The organism is Acidovorax radicis, assembly GCF_020510705.1.
Lineage (GTDB): Bacteria > Pseudomonadota > Gammaproteobacteria > Burkholderiales > Burkholderiaceae_C > Acidovorax > Acidovorax radicis_A.
Map to the genome: position 1 here is coordinate 1284417 of NZ_CP075184.1, position 23901 is coordinate 1308317.

Sequence of the window (23901 nt, forward strand, 5' to 3'; positions counted from 1 at the left end):
ACCCATCAACGCGGGCGGTCATGTTTTCCCGGTCTGTCGACTTTGTCGACCTGTCGACAGGGTAGGGCCCCCCGGTGAAGGGTCCTTGGCGGGGAGTCTGAGTGCGGGTAATTCGCACCCCGGTCGCGGACTGTTCCGTGACCCTCATAAGGGGGCTATGACATGGTGATTGATCTATCCGGTACAGCCACGCAGACGGCATTGGCTGATTTGGTGGGCGTGACGCAGCCGACCATCAGCAACCTCATGGCGGACGGCAAGATTCCATCAGCGGGCACCCTTGGCGACCTTCTGCACGCCTACTGCCAGCGATTGCGGGCGCAGGCAGCGGGCCGCTTGGGTGAAGCGGGCGGCCTTGATCTGGTGCAAGAGCGGGCGGCCTTGGCGCGTGAACAGCGCGAGGGGCAGGCAATCAAGAATGCCGTGGCTCGCAGGGAATACGCGCCGATAGGACTATTGGCCGATGTGCTGGGTATGGCATCCAGCGCGGTAGTGGACCGTTTCGACCAACTGGAGAACATGCTGTCCAAGGCATGCCCAGACCTGCCAGACGAAGCCAAGACGGCCGTTCTGCAGGTGATTGCCTCTGCGCGCAATGAGTGGATTCGCTCCACGGGGCGTCTGGTTGCCGACAGCATCGACGCCATGGTGGACAGTCAAGATGATGGTGACGAGGTTGCCGAGCTGGAAGGGGGCGCCCGATGAAAGCGCATGCGTTGAACAACAGCATCCCGGACATCGCCCTCGATTCTGTTTTGCGCGCCGCAAGCGGTGAGTTTGTGGCCTTACCTCCTGATCTGGCATGCAGGCTGCTCGCGTGTGGGACTGATGCCGAACTTGCGGGTTCTTTGGGACTTGGACTTCATCAACGCATACGGGTGCGCAATGAGGCGCTCGTTGATGCTGCGCAGGTGCTGTCGGCAGATGGATGCAGCACGTGGCAGGCAGCGCAAAGGCTCGCACAGGCCGTGCGGCGTTTCGAGCGTGCGCTGTTGCCCGCGTTGCGCGCGGGTGCGGAGCTGGACCTGGCGCCTCATGAAGCCGCGCTGTGGCGTGCCTACATGGTTCGGGGTGCGAAGCCACTCCGCAATCCCGGCAAGCTTTACCAGTTGCTCCAACTTTCCAAATAGTGGCATGCGGAAAGCCGCTCAGTTGGATCATCGACTTCACTCCATTTTTTGAAGAAAGCAACCGATGGCTCTCCCGTTCAATCCCCGTGAAGTTTTGGCCGCCGCGCGTGATGCTGTCGCCTTGGCAGTCGGTGCCTCAATTGACCAGCCCCACCCGCTCGCGGAGGGGTTGACCTTGCGGAAAATCGCTGTTGCCTGTGGTGAGGTATCCAAGCCGCGCATGAGCTTTGAAAATGATCTTGCAGTGATGGGCCGGGGGATGGCCACGTCTGACTTTGCAAAAATTCTCGCTGATGGCGTGGCTCAAATCACTATCGCGACATACGGCAGCCAGGCTGAGCACAATGCGTTTACCGACACTGTGGATGTAGCGAATTTCAAACCTGCCGCGCTCCCTGCTCTTGATGGGGACATGAGCTTAGAGCCCCTGGGCGAGAACGCGGAAATCCAAAGGGGATATGCGTTCTTGGCTGCAGGTGCTGCGCGCGAAGTGTCTTTGACAACCTTTGCGCGCGCCGTCGTCATTTCACGTGAATCCATCATTAACGATGAACTGGGTGGTATTTCCAAGGTGCTGGCCACCTTGGGGGCGAGCGCGGCCCGTTTGGAGTCGCGCATGGTGTCTGATGCCTTGGAGGAAAACCCCGCATTGGACGATGGCAGAGAGGTCTTTCACGCTGATCACATGAACGTGGTTGCTGCCGCCCTTGATGCCATCGGATTGGGCCAGGCCATGGCATTGCTTCGCACGCAGCCCACGTCCGCAGGACTGCGGGCTGATCTGCGCGCTCGTCACCTCGTTGTGGCGCCGGATCTCGAATACGTTGCAAACCGTCTGATCGTTGAATCAAGTCTCGATGTGAAGGTCTCCTCTCTCGCCAATTTGCCGAATGGTCGGTGGTTCTTGATGGCCGATAAGGTTGGCTGCCCAACGGTAGCTACTTTGCGGCTGCAGGGCGCAAAGCTGCCTGTGCGGGTCGAGTCACGCCGAGGTCCCATCAAAGCCGATGGCGCCGGTGTGCGGGTCATTGCTGATTTGGGTGCATGCATGTTGCGCCGTACTGGCATTGTGCGCGGTGGGGTCTGAGCGTAGCCACGGCCTTTAGGTTGGGGGACCCGTGTTTGACCGGCGGCTGACGGATCAGACAAGATCGATAGCGGACATGGAATTCATTACCCGTGGCGAGTCGGTCACCTTTTTTCATTTCCCGCATGCCGCTTCACTGCGCCGCGTGTGGAGTTGGCAGAAATATCCTTATGCAGAACCTAGTCTGGAACGCATGGCTTACCACGAGGCTGGGCACGTGGTTTTGCTTGAGTGGTTGGGCTTGGATAGCCCACGGGCCGTTGCTACCACTACTGACGGGCTAACCCAACTGCCGGCACACGGTGAAGTGGTTGCGCCGCCCGACCCAACGGGCGAACTGGCTGCAGTCGCTGCCGCCATGTTTCATGCAGGCATTGCAGCCGAGTTAATTCACTTTGGCATGCATTGGCATGGGCCAATCTACCTACTTCATGATGACCACAAGCGTGCCGAAGCGCTGCTGCGTGCGGTGTTTGGTGCTCATTCAAGTGGAGCACATGCTTTCGCCCAGCGTGTCGCTCTGCACGTTCTTTCCCAGCGGTGGGGGCGAGTGCAAGAGATAGCTGCAGTTCTCGCAGACAAAGGTGAATGGAGCGCGCAGTGAAGAAGTCCACGCGCCGCAAAGTGTGGCGAACCGAAATGCATCCCGTCAACCTGGCGGTTTTGGCGTTGCCATCGGCCAAAGAGGGATTGCTTGATCTGTTGATCATTGAGGCCAGCGCCATTGCGCGTTTGCCAGCTGGGAATGCGACTGCGCGTGACGTCTGGTTTTTGGGGCGCATGGTCGAACATGCTCGCGCGATGGCCTTGGCTGGAATTGGCCCGGAGGTCATACCGCCATGCGATGTGGCAACGTCTTCAATCCAGAAAATCGAAAAGAGGCCGTCCGGTTTCTACCTCGGGGACATTGTTCCGCTCGCTGAGCTGCATAGGTGGCACCAGGTACAGCGAGAAGAAGGCACGGCGGCTGATTACCTTTGCGCAGTTCATGCATCGGCGCGCCGTTGCACACCCGTCGCCTGTCCCCGCTGACACTTGGAGCGGATGGGGGCACATTTGGGGGCATTTTCTAATTCGAATTCAAGAAAAGTGAGATTTCATAAGGGCTACGGACAATCTTATGAATGTCACCCTCAGGTTTGCTGCTATTAATTTTGCAGCAAACCTTTTTTGCTTTTGGATGGCCTGCAGGCAGTCTGCAGGCAAACCCATCAAGTGCTGGCTGTGCCCACAGTGTGTCGGTTGCGTTAGGCCAGCACTATGTCGCAGCCTGCCTCTTGAAGTGCAGACAGTGCAGTCAGCTTGCGTGCTCGTTTGTCGGTGATGAGCTTGTAGATGTCCCCCACCGGGCAAAAACTGACGCGGCTGCGTTGGCCGATCTTGGTATGGTCGGCCAAGATGACGGTATGCGTGGCTTGTCCAGCCATCGCGCGAGCCACCTCTGCTTCGGCGGGTTCGTGATTGCTGGCGCCCAGATCGCCTGCCACTCCGACCGGCGACAGCATTGCCCAGTCGACGCGCCAGCGTTGAATTTCGATGACAGTGGTTGCGCCGTAGTTGGCGGCGATGCTGGCATTGGGGGTGCCGCCGAGTACATGGACGCTGTGTCGCTGTTGGCCTTGGTTGTCAGGCACGCTGAGCTTCAGCGCCACATCGAAGGAGTTGGTGATGACCGTCAATCCGCGTAGCGAGGCCAGCTCTTCCGCCAGCAGCGAAACCGTGCTGCCTGCGTCGATGAATACGGCTTGGCCGGGCAGCAGCAGCTTGGCGGCTTCGCGGGCGATGGCGCGTTTTTCTTCCCTTTGTATTTTGGCGCGCTCTTTCAAGGGCGCTTCGGGTTCTGGTGCTGCGCGCCTTACACCCCCGTAGATGCGTCGCAGCTCCCCCATCAGCTCCAGTTCAGCCACGTCACGACGGACTGTTTCCCGGGATACGCCGAGGTCGATCGCGATGCGCTCGGTCGAGACATGATCGAAGTTACTCAGCAGAGCGCGTATGCGCTGGTAGCGTTGGTCTGGAAGCATGTTGACGAAGTTCCGAGCTTGTACACATCATCCTGAATATGCAGGAATGGCCGGCATATGCACAGGCCGCCCATTCTAGGATGCGCAGTTCCCTCCGGTCAGAGGGTGATCACCAACTGGTCGGCGTGGGCAGGGCCATACATCGCAGGGTCGCTGATGGACGGTTTGCCTGTTTCCAGTCGGCCGGCGAACCGTCGGGTGTACCCCTTGAGTCCAGAGACCGTGACCGTAAAGTCATACCAGTAGCCGCTGCCCTTCAACGGCCAGTCCATCGCGCCTTCGTTGCCAGCGTTCACCGTCAGGGTTTTGGGTGTGCTGTCGAAATAGGCATTGGCTGTTGCGCTAAAGGTGCAGGCCGCCAGGCCGGTGTTGCGCAAGGTGAGCATCAGATCGCCGTTTGCGACGTCGTAGCACACTTGCACTTCAGGATTGGGCTGGCCTGGTCCCGCCAAGGTCTTGGCGTTGCCGGTGAAATGGCGATGGAAGCCATTGGGACCCAACACCCACAGATCGTATTGACCGTTGTCTGTTGCTAAAGACCAGTTGGTTTTGATCTGTTTGCCCGCTTCTACGGTGTAGCGCCGTGGCAAAGCATCCAGATGCAGGCGGTCATATACCTGAAACACGGCAGCCGCTTGGCCTGTATTCTCAAAACTCAGGCTCAATTGCTGGTTGGCAGGGATACAAACGGCCGTCACATGCAGTTCGTAGGGAAGGGCGCGGGACGGGCGCGTGCCCTGTTCCTGCACGGGCATCGATGGAGCGTCTGGCAGCGTTGGTGTGGTGCGGCCGGGCAATGCTGCTGCGCGCTGTGCCGAGGCGGTGGTGGTGGGCAGGTTGTTGTAGAAGGCGGTGTTGTTCGGGTCTGCAAAATTGAACGTGCTGGTCAGGTCCCCACACACGGCTCTGCGCCAAGCCGAAATGTTCGGCTCCATCACACCAAACCGGGTTTCCATGAAGCGGATGACCGAAGTGTGGTCGAAAACCTGCGAATCTACCCAGCCGCCTTTGCTCCACGGCGACACCACATACATAGGCACCCGCGGGCCCAAGCCGTACGGGCGATGTTTCCACTGCTGCTGGTTGGGGGTGTCGTCGTAGCTCTGGATATTGTGGTGGTGCTCGCCGACCATGCTGGCGGTCGATTCACCGGCCAGCACGGCGTTGGCAGGGTCTTCGCTCCAACTGGCGTATGACGGCACGGCGGGGGGCGGCATATGGTCGAAGAAGCCGTCGTTTTCATCGAAATTGACGAACAGCACGGTCTTGCTCCACACATCGGGATTGGCGGTCAAAGCATCCAGAACCCGCGCTGTGTAGTCTGCGCCTTGCGCAGGGCTTGATGGGCCAGGGTGTTCGGAATCTGCTGCAGGCGCAACCACCCAACTGATTTGCGGCAGGGTGCCGTTCAACACGTCCTCTTTGAGCTTGTCCAGCTTGCGGGTGCTGATGCCGCGCTGGCGCAGTTGTTCGGAGTAACCGGGTTTTTGCTCCCATGCAGCGCGGAAAATCTGAAAACCGGCCAACGAGTTGTCGGTGAAATTGTCGTCCATGTCCTCATAAACCTGCCACGTGATGCCGGCGGATTGCAGGCGCTCCGGGTAGGTGGTCCAGTTGTAGCCGCCGTCACCCTTGTCGGCATCAAACCAGTCATACACATTCGAAATCGACGGCCCGTTGCCCAGTTTCAGCGGATCGTTGGTGCCGGTCCACAAAAACAGGCGGTTGGTGTTGGTGCCGGTTTGTGTGGAGCAGTGGTAGGCGTCGCAGAGCGTGAAAGCATTGGCCATCGCGTACTGGAACGGGATGTCGGTCTTGTTGAAGTAGCCCATCGAGTGGTTCTGTTTGGCGGCGGGCCATTGGTCCATGCGACCCAGGTCCCATGCCTGCTGTGCGTCGGCCCAGCTGTGGGGAGTGCCTTCGACCCGCATGTACTCGAAGTGCTGGGTGGTGTTCAGATGGAACGGGGCAATCCACGCCGGGGTGGCTCCGGCCGTGGCATTGGGTTGGTACCACACGGTCTTGCCGCTGACGCCGTTGCGCGCGGCCACGGGGATCGGGAAGCGGTCGCCAAACCCACGCACGCCGTTCAGTGCGCCGAAGTAGTGGTCAAACGAGCGGTTCTCCTGAGTCAGCACGACGATATGTTCCACGTCCTTGATGGTGCCGGTGGCGTTGTTGGCCTGGATGGCCAGGGCTTTCTGAATAGCTGGCGGAAACATGGCGAGGGCGGCGCTGGAGCCCGCTGCGGTGGCGGCGGAGCGTAGAAAGTTGCGGCGATTGAGTGTCATGGCGTGTCAAAAATGGGGGGGGGAATTTGATGGATTGGTCAGCGTGCGCAGTGGACTTCGCGGGCTTTCCCGTCAGAGCCGGAGTCGTGACCGCCACCGCAGGCGCTTAAAACCAGGCACACCACCAACCCACTCGCTAGGGCTCTGCCCCAGCGCCGCAAGGGAATATGGCGTGAGCAGGTTGGAGTTGCTGGCGTGGTGGCTCGGCCGAGCCGATGTGTTGGTGTCGTGCGCATGGTGGGGATCCAAGGAGTGGTCAAAGGTAGGTTGCCTGGCCCGGCACCCACTTCAATTCGCGCTGGCTCCAGTGCGGCTTTTTGGGGTTCAGTCCAGCGCCGCTGGACGGCTTGGTTCCCGGTCAGGTACGACCATGCTATGTGTGCAAAATTACGTTTGTGTGACTTTGTGGTTTTTAAATTTTTGACCGTGCGATGCCGATTGGGGCCGTATGGGTCGGCCCGTGGTCGCGGGTGCTAGTGCCTGCGGTGGATGGGCGGCAAGGGATGGTGGCCTCGCAGTCGCGTGGTGCTGGACTGCGTGGATCTCCAGAGGTATGGGCCGGGCGCGATGACCTCGTCTGCGCCAATAGTTGTCAGTTATGAGGGGTGGAACACGTGGCCTGCGTCTTGGGGCTGAGTGTGCCAAGCCCCCTCAAAAAAACGGACCTCCCCCGTACGTCCGGTCGATCATCTGGCCGTCGCCGGCGGGCGCAGCCTTCGCCGGAGCAACTGTGTTTGGTACTTCAGCATGAAACCCCTTGACGTCTGTCCAACTTCCGGGGGGGCTCAAACCCTGCGCGGTTCAGATCCCACCGCCGATCCGCCAGGGCGTGAGATGGTTGGCAACGCCTCGCGCCCTTGCGGGCCGAGACGCAAATCCGTTCTAGAACTTCACGTCGGCGCGAAGCCAAACGCTTCTGCCCGGCTCGTTGATGGACAGGGATCCGGGGTAGCCAAAGCCAGCGTTTCCAGCAAGGTTCAGGTGTTCGGCATAGGCCTTGTCAAACAGGTTGTCGATGCCCAATGTCAGCTTGACCTGTTGGGTCAGAGCGTAGCCAGCATGCACCGAGAAAACACCAAACCCTGCGCTGGCTCCAAAGTCGCGGCCCACCACGTTGCCTTGAGCAATGGCATAGCGGTGTTGTGGTGCGACCAACCGCAGCAACGCACCGGACGACCATGGCCCGTTGCTGTAATCGGCGCCGATTTTTGCGTCAAACGGTGGAATCTGTGGCAACGGCTTTGCGTCGCTGGCGTTGCGGGCCCAGGTGTAGGCCATGGTTCCTTGCAGCGTCCAGTGCGGCGTGATGTGATGGCTGCCGCCCAGCTCGAAACCGGCCGTGTTCGCATCGACATTGCGGACGACGCCGCTGCCGCTGCGGTAGTCGAACAGGATGAAATCGGTGACTCGCCCCACGTAGGCCGAGCTCCATACTTGCCATGTGTCATTGCGCCATTGCGCACCTACATCGATTTGTGTAGTTTTTTCGGGGCGCAGCTGATTGAAGGCGTCGCCTGACGCGGCCGCACTGTTGGTTGGAGAGATCAGCTCCCAGTAGTCCGGGAATCGCTGCACGTGGCCAATGCCTGCGTACCAACTGGTGTTGATGGATTTGACGTCTTGCTCCCACCGAACGAAGCCGCTGGGGAGTGCGCTTTGCGCGCGGTGGTTGCTGCTCGATACCGTGGTTGCGTCCGTGGCACCCATGCCGCTCATGCTTCCCATGCCTTCGCTTGAACTGACGGGGTAACGCGATACCTGGCTGTGATCGATGCGCAAGCCGCTGACCAGCTTTCCGCTTTCGCTGGCATGCCACGACGCTTCCGCGAAAACACCGACATCAGAAAAGTTGGCATCCCGGCGCCACGGCTTGGTGGTGTAGGACACCATTGAGGTGCCGCTGCGTTGGTCATGCCGACTCTTCGTGAAGTCCAGTCCCGCGACGACTTGCCAATGCTCGACGGGGGCCAGGGTGGCAGCCATGCGTCCTCCGGTGGTGGTCCGGGCGACATTGCTCGCCATGGCCATCGACATGCCCCCCGAGGGCTTGAACGGGCGCAGCGTGTAGTTGTCCATCACGTGGTCGGCATCGTTGTAATACAGCTGGGCTTCGAGCTTGGCAACAGCCTGCGTCAGGTTTCTCTTCTCCCATCGCAGCGCTGCGCTTTCCCGTTTGAATTGACTGCCGTCCATGCCCCGGCCGCCGTAACGTGCTTCGCCATCACCCGTGCCAGCGGTCACTTCGATCAAGGTGTTTGCATCGGGGGTGAGTCCCAATGCAATGTCGGTATTCCATTTGTCCCACTTGGACGGAACGATGTTGCCATTCCCGTCCTTGTAGTCCTGACCATGGGAGTGGTTGGCGGTCACGCGGCCGTAGTAGTGTTCATTGCCGACAGCCAGGTCGATATTCTGGTCGTTGCGCCCTGCCGAGCCGCCCAGTGCGCTGGCATTGAAGTGCACTGGGCCGCTGCTGAAGTCAGGCTGCTCGCGGTCAAAACGCACCGTGCCCGCAGAAGCGCCAGGGCCCCATAGCACTGTTTGCGGCCCTTTGGTGACCGTCAGAACATCGTAGGTCTCGGGGGAGATATAGGAGCTGGGCGCGTCCATCCGGCCGGGGCAAGCGCCCAGCAAGGTGGTGCCATTGGTCAGGATGGGAAGGCGCGAACCAAACTGGCCGCGAAAGACGGGGTCTCCGTTGGAGCCGCCCGAGCGGATCGCTGAGAACCCCGGGATGCTTTTCAAATAGTCTGCTGCATCGCTGGCCGGCGCTGGTTGCCGGGGGACTTTGGGGTCGGCGACAACCGTTACGGCCGAGTGGTCGTGCACCGCCGTGACAACCACTTCGTCCAGAACGCGCGCAGATGGGAGCGTGGTTTCTGCAGCGGTCTGTGCGTGAACGACGGCCATCTGGCTGCAAAGCAGGGCGCATGCGACGACACACGGCGTAGGGTTCACGCGGGGCGTGAGAAAGCGACGGCGAAAAAAAGGAGGGGTGCGGGTCATGGAAGTCAAACCTGATGGGCGCGCACATCTGCATCCGGCCCCGGTGTGGCCGCACTGCACGCGCAAATGAAACAGAAAAGCGAGGAATGAGTGGCCACCCAAGGTGGTCAAGGTTCAGGCAGTCTGTTGATCAGGCGGTGCACGCGATGGGGGCGGTGGGGCTGTTGCCTTGGCCACGCGCGGCAGTTCTGGCCCCGTCCACAGATGGCCTACGTGGGCTGACGGTGGGCGATATGCCCATTGGGCGACTGTGGATGGCGTTGATAGTGCCAGGCACAGGGCGCAGGCGGGACTGCCTTCGTGGCCCTGGTGCGCGAGTGCTTCGCTTGAGGTGTTGTCGTGGAATGGCGCTGTGGCCTGTGCAGCGGGTGGTCCTTCGCTGCCGATGGTGGTGCAGACATCCACAAGGTGCAACGCCTTGCGCGTCTGCATTCCGGCCAACAGCGCCGCTGACAAAGCCAGGCCAAACACAAACAGGACCGCGAGGGTCAAGTGGTGGTTTCTGCGAAGGCGCTCCAGCATGGGTGGATTATCGAGTTGCCGGAATGCTATCGATACGGGTGGCGTGCCCATCAATTGATGCCGATCAAGCGCGTGCGTATCGCGGCCGCCGCAGCGGCCCGGTGCAAACGGGCTGTCTTCGGTGGGGTGCGATGCCAGACCGTGGAAAGAGACGGCGGGCAGCGGGAGCCGCTATGGGGCGACCTGTCACCGTTCCATGCGGTGCGATCAGCGACGGCCTGTAACGACGAAGCCCCGAGTCAAGGCCGGGGCTTGGATCAGCACGAGGAAGCGGAGAAGTCTGGCAGTCGCGTCAGGCGACGAGGCTTGCGCGCAGCGTTTTTGCTGCGGCGACCATGTTGGTCAATGCCGCAATCACTTCGGGCCACTGGCGGGTTTTCAGGCCGCAGTCGGGGTTGACCCACAGGCGTTCGGGCGGAATTCTCGTTGCGGCCTGCTGCATGAGTTGGATCATGTGCTCCTGGGTGGGGATATTGGGCGAATGGATGTCGTAGACGCCGGGCCCCATTTCGTTGGGGTAGTTGAAATCGTCAAACGCATCCAACAGCTCCATGTCCGAGCGCGAGGTCTCGATGGTGATCACGTCGGCATCCATGTCGGCGATCGACGCGATGATGTCGTTGAACTCCGAGTAGCACATGTGTGTGTGGATCTGGGTCTCGTCCCGAACGCCATTGGCCGTGATCCGAAAACTCTCCACCGCCCAGTCCAGGTATTCCTGCCATTGCGACTTGCGCAGCGGCAGGCCTTCGCGCAGCGCTGCCTCATCGATCTGGATGACCCGCACGCCCGCTTTTTCCAGGTCCAGTACTTCGTCGCGAATGGCCAATGCGAGTTGTTTGCACGAGACCGAGCGGGGTTGATCGTCACGCACGAACGACCAGTTGAGGAGGGTGACAGGGCCCGTGAGCATGCCTTTCATCGGTTTTCCCGTCAGGGACTGGGCGTAGGTCGTCCATTCCACCGTCATGGGGCGCGGACGGTGGATATCACCCAACAAAATCGGTGGTTTCACACAGCGCGATCCATACGATTGCACCCAGCCGAACTGGCTGAACACGTAACCTTCGAGTTGCTCTCCAAAATATTCGACCATGTCGTTGCGCTCGGCCTCGCCATGCACCAGTACGTCCAGACCCAGCGCCTCTTGTTCGCGCACGCTGCGCGCAATCTCTGCATGCATGGCGGCTTTGTAGCCTGATGCGTCCAGATGGCCCGCCTTGAATTCGCTGCGCGCGTGGCGGATGTCAGCGGTCTGTGGAAACGAGCCGATGGTTGTGGTGGGATAGACGGGCAGGTTGAGCAAGGCGGATTGTCTTGCGGCGCGTTGGGTGTACGGACTCTTGCGCAGGCCCAGATGCGGAGCGATATGTGCGACCGCGGCCCGCACCACCGGGTTATGCACGCGTGGTGAAGCGCGGCGCGCCGCCAATGCGGCCTGATTGGCGGTCAATGCGGCATTCACGGCATGGCGGCCTTCGCGCAGCGCGGTGCCCAGCACCTGCAGCTCTTCGAGCTTTTGCAGTGCAAAAGACAGCCATGATCTGACTTCGGCATCCAGCTTTTCTTCGCTTGCCAGATCCACAGGCACGTGCAGCAACGAGCATGACGGCGCGATCCATAAGCGGTCACCCAGGCGTTCGGCCAGGGGCTCGATCCAGTCGAGAACGGCCGTGAGGTCTGTCTTCCAGATATTGCGACCGTTGATGACACCCAGCGAAAGCACCTTGTGCGCAGGCAGCAGATTGATCAGCGGCAGCACGCCTTCGCGGTCGTTGATGGCGTCGATGTGTATACCCGCCACTGGCAGGTTTGCCGTGATGTAAGCGTTTTCTTGCAACTGGCCGAAGTAGGTCGCCAGCAGCAGCTTGACCTTGCAGCTTTTGAGCTGGTGATAGGCCGTGTTGAACGCATGCTGCCAGTCGGCATCCAGCTCGGTCACCAGGATGGGCTCGTCGATCTGTACCCATTCCACGCCCTGTGCTGCCAGAGTGTTCAGCAACTCGGTGTAGATCACCAGCAGGCGTGGCAAAAGCGCCAGCCTGTCAGAGTTGTCCTTGGCTTTGCCGATGGAGAGATAGGTCACGGGCCCCACGATCACCGGCTTGGCCTTCACGCCCTGGGCTTTTGCTTCGGTGAGATGAGCCAGCAGCCGCGTTGTGTCGAGTTTGAACGCGGTGGCCGCGTTGAACTCTGGAACGATGTAGTGGTAGTTGGTGTCAAACCACTTCGTCATTTCGCCAGCGGCCACGCCGCCGCAGCAGGCGCTGTGTGCCTCAGCGCTCTTGGCCGACCGCCCGCGCGCCACACGAAAGTAGTTGTCCAGCGCATCCCCATGAAAGCCGCTCACGCGCTCGGGCAAGTTGCCCAGCGTGAAACTCATGTCCAGCACCTGGTCATAAAACGAGAAATCGCCCACTGGCACGAGGTCGATACCCTGCTGATGGGCCCAGTGGCGCTGGCGCAGTTGGGCGCCCAGATCTTTGAGCGACTGTGACGATGACTCGCCTTTCCAGTAGGACTCCAGCGCGAATTTCAGTTCGCGTTGAGCGCCAATGCGGGGGAAACCGAGGTTGTGGGTGGTGACCATGTGCCGTTCTCAAAAAGGTAGGAATCGGCCTATCGTAAATTTGGATATGAATGAAGTAAAATGGTCTTGTCTCACGTATCAATGAATTTTGATCATAAATAAATGCTGGAACGTATTCATTTGGCCATCGTGCAAGAGGTGGACAAACAGGGGTCACTCACCGCAGCTGCCGATGTGCTGTGCGTCACGCAGTCGGCGTTGAGCCACAGCATGAAAAAGTTGGAACAGCAGTTGGGCACCGATATCTGGCTGCGTGAGGGGCGCAGCCTGCGTCTCACGCAGGCTGGCCAGTACATGCTGGCCGTCGCGAACCGGGTGCTTCCGCAGTTGGACCTGGCGGAAAATCTGTTGCGTCAGTTTGCCCAGGGCGAACGGGGCACGCTGCGCATTGGCATGGAGTGCCACCCCTGCTATCAGTGGCTGCTGAAGATTGTCTCGCCCTACCTGGCGGCATGGCCCGATGTCGACGTAGATGTGAAGCAGAAATTCCAGTTCGGAGGCATTGGCGCGCTGTTTGGCTACGAGATCGACCTGCTGGTCACGCCCGACCCTCTTTTCAAGCCGGGTCTGCATTTCGAGCCCGTGTTCGATTACGAGCAGGTGCTTGTGGTCGGCAAAAAGCATCCACTGGCCGCACAGCCTTATGTCAAGCCCGCCCAACTTACCGGGGAGATACTGATTACCTACCCGGTAAGTCCTGAGCGGCTGGACATCTACACCCAGTTCCTCACGCCCGCAGGCATTGCGCCCCGCCGGCATAAAACCATTGAAACCACCGACATCATGTTGCAAATGGTGGCCAGCGGCCGCGGTGTTGCCGCGCTTCCGCGCTGGCTGGTGCACGAATATGCCAGCAAGGTCGATGTGGTGCCCGTCAAGCTCGGACGCCAAGGCATTGCCAAGCAGATTCACCTGGGCGCGCGTGAAGGGGATCTTGATACAGACTACTTGCGGGCTTTTGTGGAGTTTGCCCGCAAATCGGCGCACTCGGCGCATTCGGCGCAAGGTTTGACGCCCGGAGTTTGATGGGCCACACCGATCCCGTCGCACACCGCACCACAACCCCTCAGGGGCTGCGATATATTGAACCGTGAAGCCCTTTATTTTGTCTACCCGGAGCGGCCATTGCTCGCTCCCTCCGGCCGCGCAGCCCGCCGGATCCATAAGTTGGAAGAATTTTCATGCCCCCAGAAACCCCAGCGACCTCCCCCATTCGCCTGACCCAGTACAGCCACGGCGCGGGCTGCGGTTGCAAGATAAGCCCCAAAGTGCTCGATGTGATCTTGGCAGGCAGTGGCGCCCAGCACCTCGATGCGCGGCTGTGGGTGGGCAATACGTCCCGGGACGATGCCGCCGTGTATGCACTGGATGGCGAGCGCGGGGTCGTGTCCACGACCGACTTTTTTATGCCCATCGTGGACGACCCCTACGACTTTGGGCGCATTGCGGCAACCAATGCCATCAGCGACATCTATGCCATGGGGGCCGATCCCTTGATGGCGATTGCGATTCTTGGTTGGCCCGTGAATGTGCTGCCAGCCGAAGTGGCGCGTGACGTGGTACGGGGCGGGCGGGCGGCGTGTGATGCGGCGGGCATTCCGCTGGCGGGGGGGCACTCCATCGATGCGCCCGAGCCTATTTTTGGCTTGGCCGTGACAGGGGTCGTCGAAAAGCGCCATCTCAAACGCAATGACACGGCCACCGCAGGCTGCCGGCTCTATCTGACAAAACCGCTGGGGATAGGCATCCTGACGACGGCCGAAAAAAAATCCCTGCTGCGTCCTGAGGACGTGGGGGTGGCGCGTGACCTGATGTGTACGCTGAACACTCCCGGTAGCCGGTTCGGCCGGGTGCCCGCCGTGACGGCCATGACGGATGTCACCGGCTTCGGCCTGCTGGGGCACTTGGTCGAGATGGCAGAGGGCAGTGGATTGACCGCAGTGATCAACGACAGCGCCGTTCCGCGCCTCGGCGGTGTTGACCATTACATCGCCCAAGGCTGTGTGCCGGGCGGGACACAGCGCAATTTCGACAGTTATGGTGACAAGATTGCGCCGCTGAGCCCCGCACAAAAAAACCTGCTGTGCGACCCCCAGACCAGCGGTGGTTTATTGGTCGCAGTAAGCCCCGAGGGCGAGCGCGAGTTTCTCGATGTGGCCTTGTCCCTGGGCTTGGTGCTGGCGCCCATCGGCCATTTGACGGAGCGGCAAAATTTTGCCGTCGAGCTGCGTTGATGCCTGACAACTTTGCGGATTACCGGCACATCTTCCTGAACAATGTGCCCATGATGGATGTGCGGGCCCCAGTGGAGTTTGGGCAGGGCTCCTTTCCTGGTGTCGTTAATCGCCCGTTGATGGATGACGATGAACGCCAGAAAGTGGGCACCTGCTACAAACAAAAGGGGCAGGATGCGGCGATTGCGCTAGGTCACCAGCTGGTGTCTGGACCCACCAAGCAGCAACGCATCGAGGCGTGGGCCGCATTTGCGGCAGCGCATCCGCAAGGTGTTCTCTATTGTTTTCGAGGTGGGCTGCGCTCCCAGATCGTGCAGCAATGGATGCACAGTGAGGCGGGCATCGTCTATCCCCGTGTGGTGGGCGGCTACAAGGCGATGCGCACGTTCCTGATCGAGACCACGCAGGCGGCGTCGGCGCAGTGTGAATTTTTTGTGTTGAGTGGGCTGACGGGAACTGGCAAAACCGAGGTGATCTCGGAATTGTCAAACGGTCTTGACCTGGAGGCGCACGCCAACCACCGGGGTTCCAGCTTCGGCCAGCGAATCAGCGCGCAGCCCGTGCAGCTTGATTTCGAGAACCTGCTCGCCATCGACATCCTCAAAAAACGCGCCCAGGGCCATGGTGTCTTTGTGCTGGAGGATGAAGGGCGCCACGTGGGCCGATGTGCGGTGCCCCTGGCCCTTCGGCAGCGCCTGGAGCAAGTTCCCCTGGTGTGCCTGGACGACGGTTTTGATGACCGGGTCGAACGCATTCTGCGCGACTATGTGGTCCAGCAATGTGCCGAGTGCCTGTCGGCCCTGGGTGAGTCCGTCGGTTTTGCTGCGTTCTCTGCCAAGTTGCAGGAGAGCCTGGACAAACTCTCCAAACGGCTCGGCGGTGACCGCCATCAGTTGCTGCGCACCACGATGGACAGAGCGCTGGCACAACAACAAGCGTCTGGAGACGTCGCGCTGCACCGCGACTGGATCACGCCGCTCTTGCGGCACTATTACGACCCGATGTACATCTATCAGCGCCAAAGCCGTGCCGACCGCATTGTGTTTCAGGGCGATCGGCAATCGGTGCTGGCCTATCTGCGTGAACGGGCGACCACTGCTCAAGCTTGAGACCATCGTCCAGGAGGTAAACCACGAGGATGTCGATTTGGATGCAGGTGTTTTTCGCTCAAAAACCTTGCGCGTCTTGCTGCTGGTCTTTCTGCTTGGGTAGTACCAGTCGAAACTCCGTCCCACGCCCTGGTTCGCTGTCCACCTCCAGTGTTCCTCCATGACGCACCACTACGGTGTGCACCAAGGCCAAGCCCAAGCCCACACCCTGAATGGACGGGTGACTGTGATCGTGTAAACGTTGAAATGGGGCGAACAACTGGCCCTGCAGTTCAGGGGCAATGCCGGGGCCTGTATCACGCACCGATAGCACCCACCAGGTGTTGCGCTCGGTGAGCGAGCACTGCACCACCGCGTCTCGGGGGCTGAACTTGATGGCGTTGTTAATCACATTGGCGAGCGACCGGCACAACAAGGCGCGGTCACCCCGCAGAGGCGCGGACGCGAGGGGTGACGTGATGATCACCGTCACGCCGTGATCCTGGGCCAGAGCCCACAGGTCGTCCACCGCCTCTTCGAGCACGGCGGTCATGTCCAGGGCCACCATACGGTATTCCTGTGACTCTGCGCTGGCCAGTCGTACAAAGCTTTCTGCCATGCCCAGGGACACCTGCGCGTAGCGCTCTATGCGCTGCATCAAGTCCTGGTGGGACATGCGCTCGGGGTATACACGCTGCATTTCCAGCAAAGTGAGAATGGATGCGTTGGGTGCCCGGATATCGTGAGAGATGAAATGCATCGCTTGATTGCGCTGCTGCAGCGCGCGCCGCATGTCCGTGAGATCGACCAGCGACAGAAGCCAGTCTGCCTGCGCAATGTCGGACAAGGGCTTGCATTGCACCAGCAGGTTGCGACCCTGTCTGTCGCGGCCCTCGACTTGTTCGGGCAGGGATCCGTTGCTCAGATGGTGGTGTGTGATGAGCGGCTGCCCCGTTTTGATGTGCACCAAGTCAACCAGGAGGTCCACCACAGATTGGCGTTGCAGGGCATGGTGCATGTCAACGCCTAGAAAACTGTGCGCCGCATTGTTAGCGAGCAAGATGTTCCCCTGCGCGTCGCACACGAAGGTGGGCGACGGAAGTTGCTGCAGACTCTCTTTCACAAAATGATGCAGATCCCGCAGCTGGCGGGACGCGCGCTCCACGGCATTGATGCGTCTTTCCAAAAAATCTTCCGAGTCTCCGGGGCGCCTGCGCTTGCGCATGGACAAACCTTCATTCTTGAGGTTTGTCATCTCCCTCTGCAGAAAATCTGCCGCGGCACTCAGGCGCCGCCAGCTCCACAGAGGGTAGGCCAATGCGATGCCTACCACCGCTGCGGCTGGTGCAAACTGCAAGCCTGCCCACCAGGGCAGCGCCACGCTGAGCAGCAGCGTGGCAAGTGCCACCCCCCCGCTGATCAGCATGGCAGCGAAAGGGCCTGCCATCAGCAGCGCCATCAGCGCGCAGGCGACGGGCACGAGGTTGAACAGCGTGTTTTGCAGCATTGATGCGGGGTGAATCTGTGTGCTCGACAGGCGCGCGTTCAGCACATTGGCTACCACCTCGACCCCTGACATCAGGCGCGAATGCTGGCTCATTGGCGTGGCAAAAATGTCGCCAAGGCCTGACGCCACGGCGCCTACCAGCACGTATTTGTTTTGAAATGCGTTGACAGGGACCTGTCCTCGCAGCACGTCAATGTACGAATATGACGTGAACGGCGAGGCACCGCCAGCGTAAGCAATCAGCGTGAGGTCTTTACGTTTCCATGGGCCCGTGGCGATGGGCTGCACTGGCGCGGAAGTGCAGGGGGGGCGCCCAGTGCGAGCGTCTGCAACAGATTGCATGGCCATGCTGAAGTGGTGCCAGGGCGCGATGTCGGAGCCCTCGTACATGTAGAGGCTGCGCACCACCCCGTCGCCGTCGGGTGCCACGTGAACATGGCCAAGGTTGGCGGCCGCTTGCGCAAACGGCGGCAAGGGCAAATCGGCCAGATGGCTTGCGGGACCAAAGCCGCGCCGCAACACCGGCAACACCACACGGCCGCTTCGGCGGATGGCATCGGCCAGCAGCAGGTCATCATCGGGATAGTCCAGGTCGGCTTCACCGAGCAACACGTCCACGCCGATCACTCGGGGATTTTGGGCCGAAAGGCGCGTAATCAGCTCGGCGTGTAGTGCGCGGCGCCAGGGCCAGCGGCCAATGGCTGCAATGCTGCGGTCGTCGATGGCCACCACCACAATGTCGGGATGTGAAGGGCGCGCGGCCAGCCGCAGCCCGGCGTCTTGCACGACGTGGTTGGCCCGATCCAGGTCTCCAGAGGTGCTGAGCCAGACCACCAGCGCCATGAGCGCGATGGAGAGAAGGCACCACTCCAGGAGCCGTCGTTGGCGACGACTGCACACGATGTTCAGCATGGGCGGCAGTTTGTGTTGACGGGCGCCAACGGAAGCTGGCAACGATGCACATGAGGATGTGGAGGGGCGGGTCGTGACAGTGCTTCAGCGTTCACCCGGCTCCTCAAGGGCGTCTCACCGGTTCGCCGCCAGAGGTGGACACTGGCAGGCCACTTTCGGTGCGAATGCCTGATCCGACGCGTATCTTGCGCGGGGTTGAGAAATCGCTCTGCAGACCGCTGGGGTCCAGCACCCGAATGCGCACCAGGTACTCTCCGGCAGCCAGGCCGCTGGCCGTCCATTCAGGCGCATCCAGCGTGACGTCCTGGATCGATTGGCCAAACGTTGGATCGGCTACCCCGACCAGTTGCAGGTTGAACCGCTGACCCGGCAAGGCGGGCCAATGCAGGTGGACAGTGGTGTCGCCGTCCTGTGCTTCAACCGCTTGCAAAGACAAGGCAGCAGGGCGGTCTGCAATGGTGAAAGCCTGGGGGGGCGCAAAAGGCCCTTGGTCTGTCTGCCCGTGGGCTGCTTGTAACAAGCTGGCAACCCGCCAGAAATAGGCGCCGGCGGGCAAGGTGCCGATGGGAAGACGGCACTCGTTCAGTCTCTGCTCGTCCCGTAAGAGGGGGGCGAACTTCGCATTCGTCGCCACTTGCACGCGGTACCAGCGCACGCCTTGCACTTCGGTGCACATCAGTTCTGCTGAACCGCCGCTCGCCACCACGGCACTCGGGGCGGGTTGCCGGTACAGTGGTGCAACGGGGCGGGTCTTGACTTTGAATGGCTGGATGGCAGGGAGGCCCGTGATGCCCTGCTCATCCACGGCGCGCACCATCAGGTAGTAACTCCCGTCGTCCACTTCTTTCCAGCGCAGGTGGCCGTCGGCAAAACTGCCAAGGCGCACGACACGGATGAATTGTTCATCTTGTGCCACCTGGGCTTCATAACGCCTGGCGCCCGGTACTGGGGGGATATCAATAGCGAGGAGGCCTGCATCGCCGACGGCGCCAGGCATATCAGATAGGTCGGGCGGTAACAGCAGTGCACGCGGCGCCCCCAATGAGCCGTCAATGGTCACGGCCAAGCCCTGGCCTGGCTCCAGCAATGCGGTGGTGGATGGAGGTGATTCATCCCCTACCGCCGTCTTATTCCCCAAGGATTGCACAGCCACAGAGCCGCGCAGCACTGCAGCCGTGGTTTGGCCCGCATCCGCAATACCCACGTTGAAGTGGGTGCCGCGCACGCTGGTGACGGCCAACGGAGTGCGGATTTCGAAACGGCGCAATGAATCGGTATTGGGCGGTACCGTGGATTCCACGCCACCCTTTTGTATTTCCAGCACCGATTGCACGCTGCCCGCGCGCCCACGTCGACGTAGCTGCCGCAGTCGCAGGTCGGAGTTTGCTTGCACGCGCACCACCGTGCCATCGGCCAACTGGACGGCAACGAAAGATTCTGGTCCCACCTGCAGCCGGGTGCCTTCTTGTAGTCTTCCGCCAGCCTTGATCGGTATGGCAGCAGTGTTGGCTCTGCCGACTGCACTGGCGCTTGCGGGGGGGGATGCCTGCGCGCGGCCCTGCACAAACTGCACGGTAGCGAATTCGCTGGGTTGCAGGCGCACCGGTATCCAGATCACGGAGCCAGGCAGCAGATGGCGCGGGTTGGCCACTTTGTTGCGTGCCTGCAAGAGGGGCCATTGTCGGGGCGCTGCCAGATAGCTTCGCGCAAGGCCTTCAAGCGTATCGCCGTCTTTGACGGTGTGTGCGAGCTCGTCAGTTTGTTCATCGTTGGTTGCGGCCAATGCGCCTTGTCCCCCAAGCGAAGCCAGCGCGACCATCGTAAAGGCTGCGAGGGCCGTGGCGGCGTGGGGGATGTTGCGGGTGTAGCGCGTGCTCAGTTCTGGCGTTGCCAAGTGATCTCTCCTTTTTGATGCCTGCGCCGGGGCCAATCGATCCGCCTGAGCCTGAGCGCAAGAGCCAGCCGCGTAGCGTTGACGCGCTGCAGCCCATTCAATCTGTGTGTGGCGCTTCTACCGCCTCGAACCGGTAGCCCACGCCATATATCGCCGTCACGACGAAGCCGTTGGCCGGGCGCAGATCCAGCAGCATCCGCAGCCGCGAAATGTGTGTGTCCAGCGAGCGCGACATGACGTCCGTCACTTGGCCCCAGACAATTTCCTTGAGGTGATCGCGTGACAGCAGCCGTCCCATGTTCTGAAACAAGAAAAGGGCCAGTTCGTATTCCCGGTTCTTGAGTTCAACGGGCACCCCATCCATTTCGATGGACCGTGTTTCAGGCAAAAACTGGTAGCGCCCAAAGACTTGTGCAACTGCGGTGTCGACCGGGTAAGCGCGGCGCAGCAGCGCACTGACGCGTGCGGTCAGCTCGCCGATACGCACTGGCTTGACCATGAAATCGTCGGCGCCGCTGCCCAGCCCTTCGACGATGTCGCGCTCCTCCTGGCGATTCGTAACATACAGAATGGGTAATTGCGCCTCCACGTTTTTGCGCACCCAGCGCACCACCTCCGGGCCTGTGGTGTCTGGTAGGTGCCAGTCAACGATCAGCAGATCGTAGGTTTGGCGGCGCAGATTGCGCAGCAACTCCGCGCCGGTCAGATAGGTGTGGCAGACATGGCCCATCGCCTCGGTAACCTGCCTGAACAGATCCAGCTGAAGCGCATCGTCGTCCAGAGCGGCTATGCGCATGGTTCTCCCCGTCGAAATCAAACTGAAAATTATTGGTGAAATTCACGGGGGTGGGTAATGGGATGTCCAAACGACGGCCGGTTTTTGACACTTGTTAAACATCTGTGGTGCGCTGGTGACGGTTTGTGGCGCCGGTGGTTCGCATTGATGGGTGTCAAGGTCGTGAATCGCCCCTTGCAGCCGAAGCAATCTCACGCACAAGCCGCATCCCCACCAGGGTGTAGCGTGTCTGTGGCGTGTTCCAGTTGCGATAGCCGCAGCGGGCATATAGCGACCATGTGTGCCAGGAGCCCCCTCGGCGCACCCGCACATTGCCGGTGAGAGGGCCTTGGGGATCGTCCGGGGGCGATTGGGCGTAGTAGTTGTCGCCATGCCAGTCGGACACCCATTCCCACGCATTGCCAAGCATGTCATGCAGGCCAAACGCATTGGGTGCATAGCTACCCACCGGAGCCGTGAAGGCATGGCCATCGTTGCCCGGTAGCGCGTTTTGGCTCCATCGGGGCCAGAGCGGTGCGGCGGCCTGGTCAAAGGTGTTGGCCACCGTCACCAGGGCCTTGGGGTCGTTCCCGTGGGGGTACAGGGCTCGGGTGCCTGCGCGGCAAGCGTATTCCCATTCGGCCTCGGTCGGCAGGCGGTAGGTGTGGCCTTCCGTGCGAGTGAGCCAGTGGGCCAGGGCCTGGGCGTCGTTCCAGGTGACATTGACCACCGGGTGATCGCTGCCCTGCTCGAACCCGGGGTTGCGCCATGAATAACGGGTGTCACGCCCCTCAAACGCATCGCCGCGCGCTGTGGTGGCCGGGTCATAGTGGGCGTTGTACCCATAGCCCCCTGTGCCATCGGCTTCGGACTCTGGCGGGTAGCCAGACCGTTCAATGAAGCGCCGAAACTGCCCCACCGTCACCTCGTACTGGCCCAGATAAAACGCGCGGCTGATGTGCACTGTGTGCGCGGGCACTTCATCGGTCAGATCGGTCAGGCGCTTGCGTTCGAGCTGGGGGTAGATTTTGGCCAGTGCTTCCACGGGTGGCACGCCCCCCATCTGGAACACGCCTGCCGGCACCCGGACAAACGGCATGCCCAGGCTGTTGACCCACGGTTGCTGTGCGCCCGACGGCTCCGCGGGCGCTGATGCACGGGGCGGCGGGAGGGCTTGTGCGCAGCCCGCCAGCGTGACAACCACACCCACCGAAAGCATCATCCGTTTCATGCGCGCCTCCTGAACAGATCGTCAGTTTAGGGCAAGGCCGCACAAGCCCCTGCACTTGGTGATCCGGGTGGCGAGACGGGTTCGGCACCAAAGACGCGCTGCGAATATTTCAGGTATTTTGGGCCTATAGCGCTTTATTAATAAGCGCCGATAGCTATCAAAAAGTGAGTTTTCTGGTGAGGTGGAGTGTGCCCTGCATCTTGCCGCTCAGCACCGGCCTACACCATCGTGCAGGCCGTGACTCAGAACGTGAACACGTTCTTAACCCGCTGCCGCGTCTGCAAGCGCTTCCAGTGCAGCCTGGACCTCGGCGGTGTCCACGCCCTCCACAGGTGCTAGGTGCGGCGCGAGAGTTTGCAGCGCGTCGGCCTGCTTTTGCAATTGGCCAATCGCCAGGCCCGCGTCTTTGGGGGCGTCAAAGCCGGTGCTTTGCAGCAGCAGGCGGCCATCCGCAGCGACAAGCTTGAAGTAGAACTTGCCGTCCGCTTCGCGGTATTGCTTGAACGCAGGCAACGCGGCCTTGGCCGCTTTGGCTGCCTTGGCGGGAGCGCTGGTTTGCACCAGGCTGCGCAGGCCCACGGCGGCGCGCAAATCACGAAGAAAGGGCTTGGCCAGCGCGCGGGCCCGCTCGGCGCCCGCCAGCAAGGTTTGTTCGATGCGGGCAGGGTTATGGATGAGTTCTTCGTATTGCGCGCGCATGGGGGCGATCACCTGGTCCACGCGCTGCAGCAGCACTTCTTTGGCATCGCCCCAGGCAATGCCTGCGGCATATTGTTGGCGCAGGGCTTCGGTTTCTTCAGGGGTGGCAAAGGCCTGGTAAATCTGGAACAGCGCCGAGCCCTCTACCTCCTTGGGCTCGCCGGGGGCGCGTGAGTCGGTCAGGATGCCGCCAATGAGCTTCTTGAGCTGCTCGCGTGAGCTGAACAGCGGGATGGTGTTGTCGTAGCTCTTGCTCATCTTGCGGCCATCCAGTCCGGGCAAGGTGGCCACATGGTCGTCAATGGCCGCCTCGGGCAGCACGAAGTGCTCGCCATACAGGTGGTTGAAGCTGGCCGCCATGTCGCGTGCCATCTCGATGTGCTGGATTTGGTCGCGGCCCACGGGCACCTTGTGCGCCTTGAACATCAGGATGTCGGCGCCCATCAGCACGGGGTACATGAACAGGCCGGCTGTCACGCCGTCGTCCTGCTCGCGTCCGGCAGCGATGTTCTTGTCCACGCTGGCCTTGTAGGCGTGGGCGCGGTTGAGCAGGCCCTTGCCGGTCACGCAGGTGAGCAACCAGGTCAGCTCGGGAATTTCAGGGATGTCGGACTGGCGATAGAACGTGACCTTCTCGGGGTCCAGGCCCGCCGCCAGCCAGCTGGCCGCGATCTCGAGTGTGGAGCGCTGGATGCGCACCGGATCTTCGCATTTGATGAGCGCGTGGTAGTCCGCCAGGAAATAAAAGCTCTGCACGCCAGGCGTGAGACTGGCCGCCACCGAGGGGCGGATGGAGCCGACGAAGTTGCCCAGATGGGGCGTGCCGGTGGTAGTGATGCCGGTGAGAAAACGCGTGGTGCTCATGGGGCGATGTCAGCAAAAATAGTAGAAAAAAAGGGCAGCGCGGGAGT

18 protein-coding genes are annotated in these 23901 nt (G+C 61.1%); 8 read left to right on the forward strand and 10 right to left on the reverse strand.

The window, feature by feature from the left end; genetic code table 11:
• Positions 1–162 precede the first annotated feature (162 nt).
• The 5 genes from KI609_RS05925 to KI609_RS05945 all read left to right on the forward strand — a co-directional run bounded on the left by KI609_RS05925 (position 163) and on the right by KI609_RS05945 (position 3249).
• Complete coding sequence (locus KI609_RS05925) at positions 163–705, forward strand: helix-turn-helix domain-containing protein (protein ID WP_226448079.1); 543 nt, start codon at positions 163–165, stop codon at positions 703–705.
• Entirely contained in the window at positions 702–1130 is a 429-nt protein-coding gene (locus KI609_RS05930) for a hypothetical protein (protein ID WP_226448081.1), read from the forward strand. Before KI609_RS05925 ends, KI609_RS05930 begins: the two co-directional genes overlap by 4 nt.
• Before the next feature lie 64 nt (positions 1131–1194).
• Positions 1195–2217 carry a hypothetical protein gene (locus KI609_RS05935; protein ID WP_226448083.1) on the forward strand — a complete coding sequence of 341 codons (1023 nt, stop codon included), beginning with the start codon at positions 1195–1197 and terminating at the stop codon, positions 2215–2217.
• Positions 2218–2293: 76 nt separating this feature from the next.
• Positions 2294–2821: a hypothetical protein gene (locus KI609_RS05940; protein ID WP_226448085.1), complete on the forward strand. Its 528-nt coding sequence runs from the start codon at positions 2294–2296 to the stop codon at positions 2819–2821.
• Complete coding sequence (locus KI609_RS05945; RefSeq protein WP_226448087.1) at positions 2818–3249, forward strand: hypothetical protein; 432 nt, start codon at positions 2818–2820, stop codon at positions 3247–3249. Before KI609_RS05940 ends, KI609_RS05945 begins: the two co-directional genes overlap by 4 nt.
• A 215-nt stretch (positions 3250–3464) precedes the next feature.
• Here KI609_RS05945 and KI609_RS05950 read toward each other — a convergent pair whose 3' ends face one another.
• The 5 genes from KI609_RS05950 to metE form a co-directional block, all read right to left on the reverse strand.
• Entirely contained in the window at positions 3465–4241 is a 777-nt protein-coding gene (locus tag KI609_RS05950; RefSeq protein WP_226448089.1) for a DeoR/GlpR family DNA-binding transcription regulator, read from the reverse strand.
• A 98-nt stretch (positions 4242–4339) separates the two neighbouring features.
• Positions 4340–6532: a phosphocholine-specific phospholipase C gene (locus KI609_RS05955; protein ID WP_226448091.1), complete on the reverse strand. Its 2193-nt coding sequence runs from the start codon at positions 6530–6532 to the stop codon at positions 4340–4342.
• 882 nt (positions 6533–7414) lie between these two features.
• On the reverse strand, positions 7415–9538 hold the full coding sequence (locus KI609_RS05960) for a TonB-dependent copper receptor (RefSeq protein WP_226448093.1): 2124 nt from the start codon (positions 9536–9538) through the stop codon (positions 7415–7417).
• A gap of 114 nt (positions 9539–9652) precedes the next feature.
• Positions 9653–10060 carry a DUF2946 family protein gene (locus tag KI609_RS05965; protein ID WP_226448095.1) on the reverse strand — a complete coding sequence of 136 codons (408 nt, stop codon included), beginning with the start codon at positions 10058–10060 and terminating at the stop codon, positions 9653–9655.
• Between the two features lie 292 nt (positions 10061–10352).
• Positions 10353–12650 (reverse strand): 5-methyltetrahydropteroyltriglutamate--homocysteine S-methyltransferase, encoded by a 2298-nt coding sequence (metE, locus tag KI609_RS05970; protein ID WP_226448097.1) that lies wholly within the window; start codon positions 12648–12650, stop codon positions 10353–10355.
• Between the two features lie 102 nt (positions 12651–12752).
• Between metE and KI609_RS05975 the strand changes: the two genes are divergently transcribed.
• From KI609_RS05975 to mnmH, 3 genes are all read left to right on the forward strand, one after another.
• The gene (locus KI609_RS05975; protein WP_226448099.1) at positions 12753–13676 is read left to right on the forward strand and encodes a LysR family transcriptional regulator; all 924 of its coding nucleotides are present in this window, start codon (positions 12753–12755) and stop codon (positions 13674–13676) included.
• Positions 13677–13831: 155 nt separating this feature from the next.
• Positions 13832–14884, forward strand: a complete 1053-nt coding sequence (selD, locus tag KI609_RS05980; protein ID WP_226448101.1) for a selenide, water dikinase SelD — start codon at positions 13832–13834, stop codon at positions 14882–14884.
• A complete protein-coding gene (gene mnmH, locus KI609_RS05985; protein WP_226448103.1) occupies positions 14884–15993 on the forward strand; it encodes a tRNA 2-selenouridine(34) synthase MnmH in 1110 nt (369 codons plus the stop codon). The genes selD and mnmH overlap by 1 nt, the downstream gene beginning before the upstream one ends.
• Before the next feature lie 58 nt (positions 15994–16051).
• Here mnmH and KI609_RS05990 read toward each other — a convergent pair whose 3' ends face one another.
• From KI609_RS05990 to KI609_RS06010, 5 genes are all read right to left on the reverse strand, one after another.
• Positions 16052–18391 (reverse strand): CHASE2 domain-containing protein, encoded by a 2340-nt coding sequence (locus KI609_RS05990; protein ID WP_226448105.1) that lies wholly within the window; start codon positions 18389–18391, stop codon positions 16052–16054.
• Between the two features lie 103 nt (positions 18392–18494).
• Entirely contained in the window at positions 18495–20285 is a 1791-nt protein-coding gene (locus KI609_RS05995; protein ID WP_226448107.1) for a FecR domain-containing protein, read from the reverse strand.
• 97 nt (positions 20286–20382) lie between these two features.
• The gene (locus tag KI609_RS06000) at positions 20383–21081 is read right to left on the reverse strand and encodes a response regulator transcription factor (RefSeq protein WP_226450203.1); all 699 of its coding nucleotides are present in this window, start codon (positions 21079–21081) and stop codon (positions 20383–20385) included.
• 154 nt (positions 21082–21235) lie between these two features.
• Complete coding sequence (locus KI609_RS06005; RefSeq protein ID WP_226450205.1) at positions 21236–22282, reverse strand: formylglycine-generating enzyme family protein; 1047 nt, start codon at positions 22280–22282, stop codon at positions 21236–21238.
• A 270-nt stretch (positions 22283–22552) separates the two neighbouring features.
• Positions 22553–23854, reverse strand: a complete 1302-nt coding sequence (locus KI609_RS06010) for a tryptophan--tRNA ligase (protein ID WP_226448109.1) — start codon at positions 23852–23854, stop codon at positions 22553–22555.
• Positions 23855–23901 lie beyond the last annotated feature (47 nt).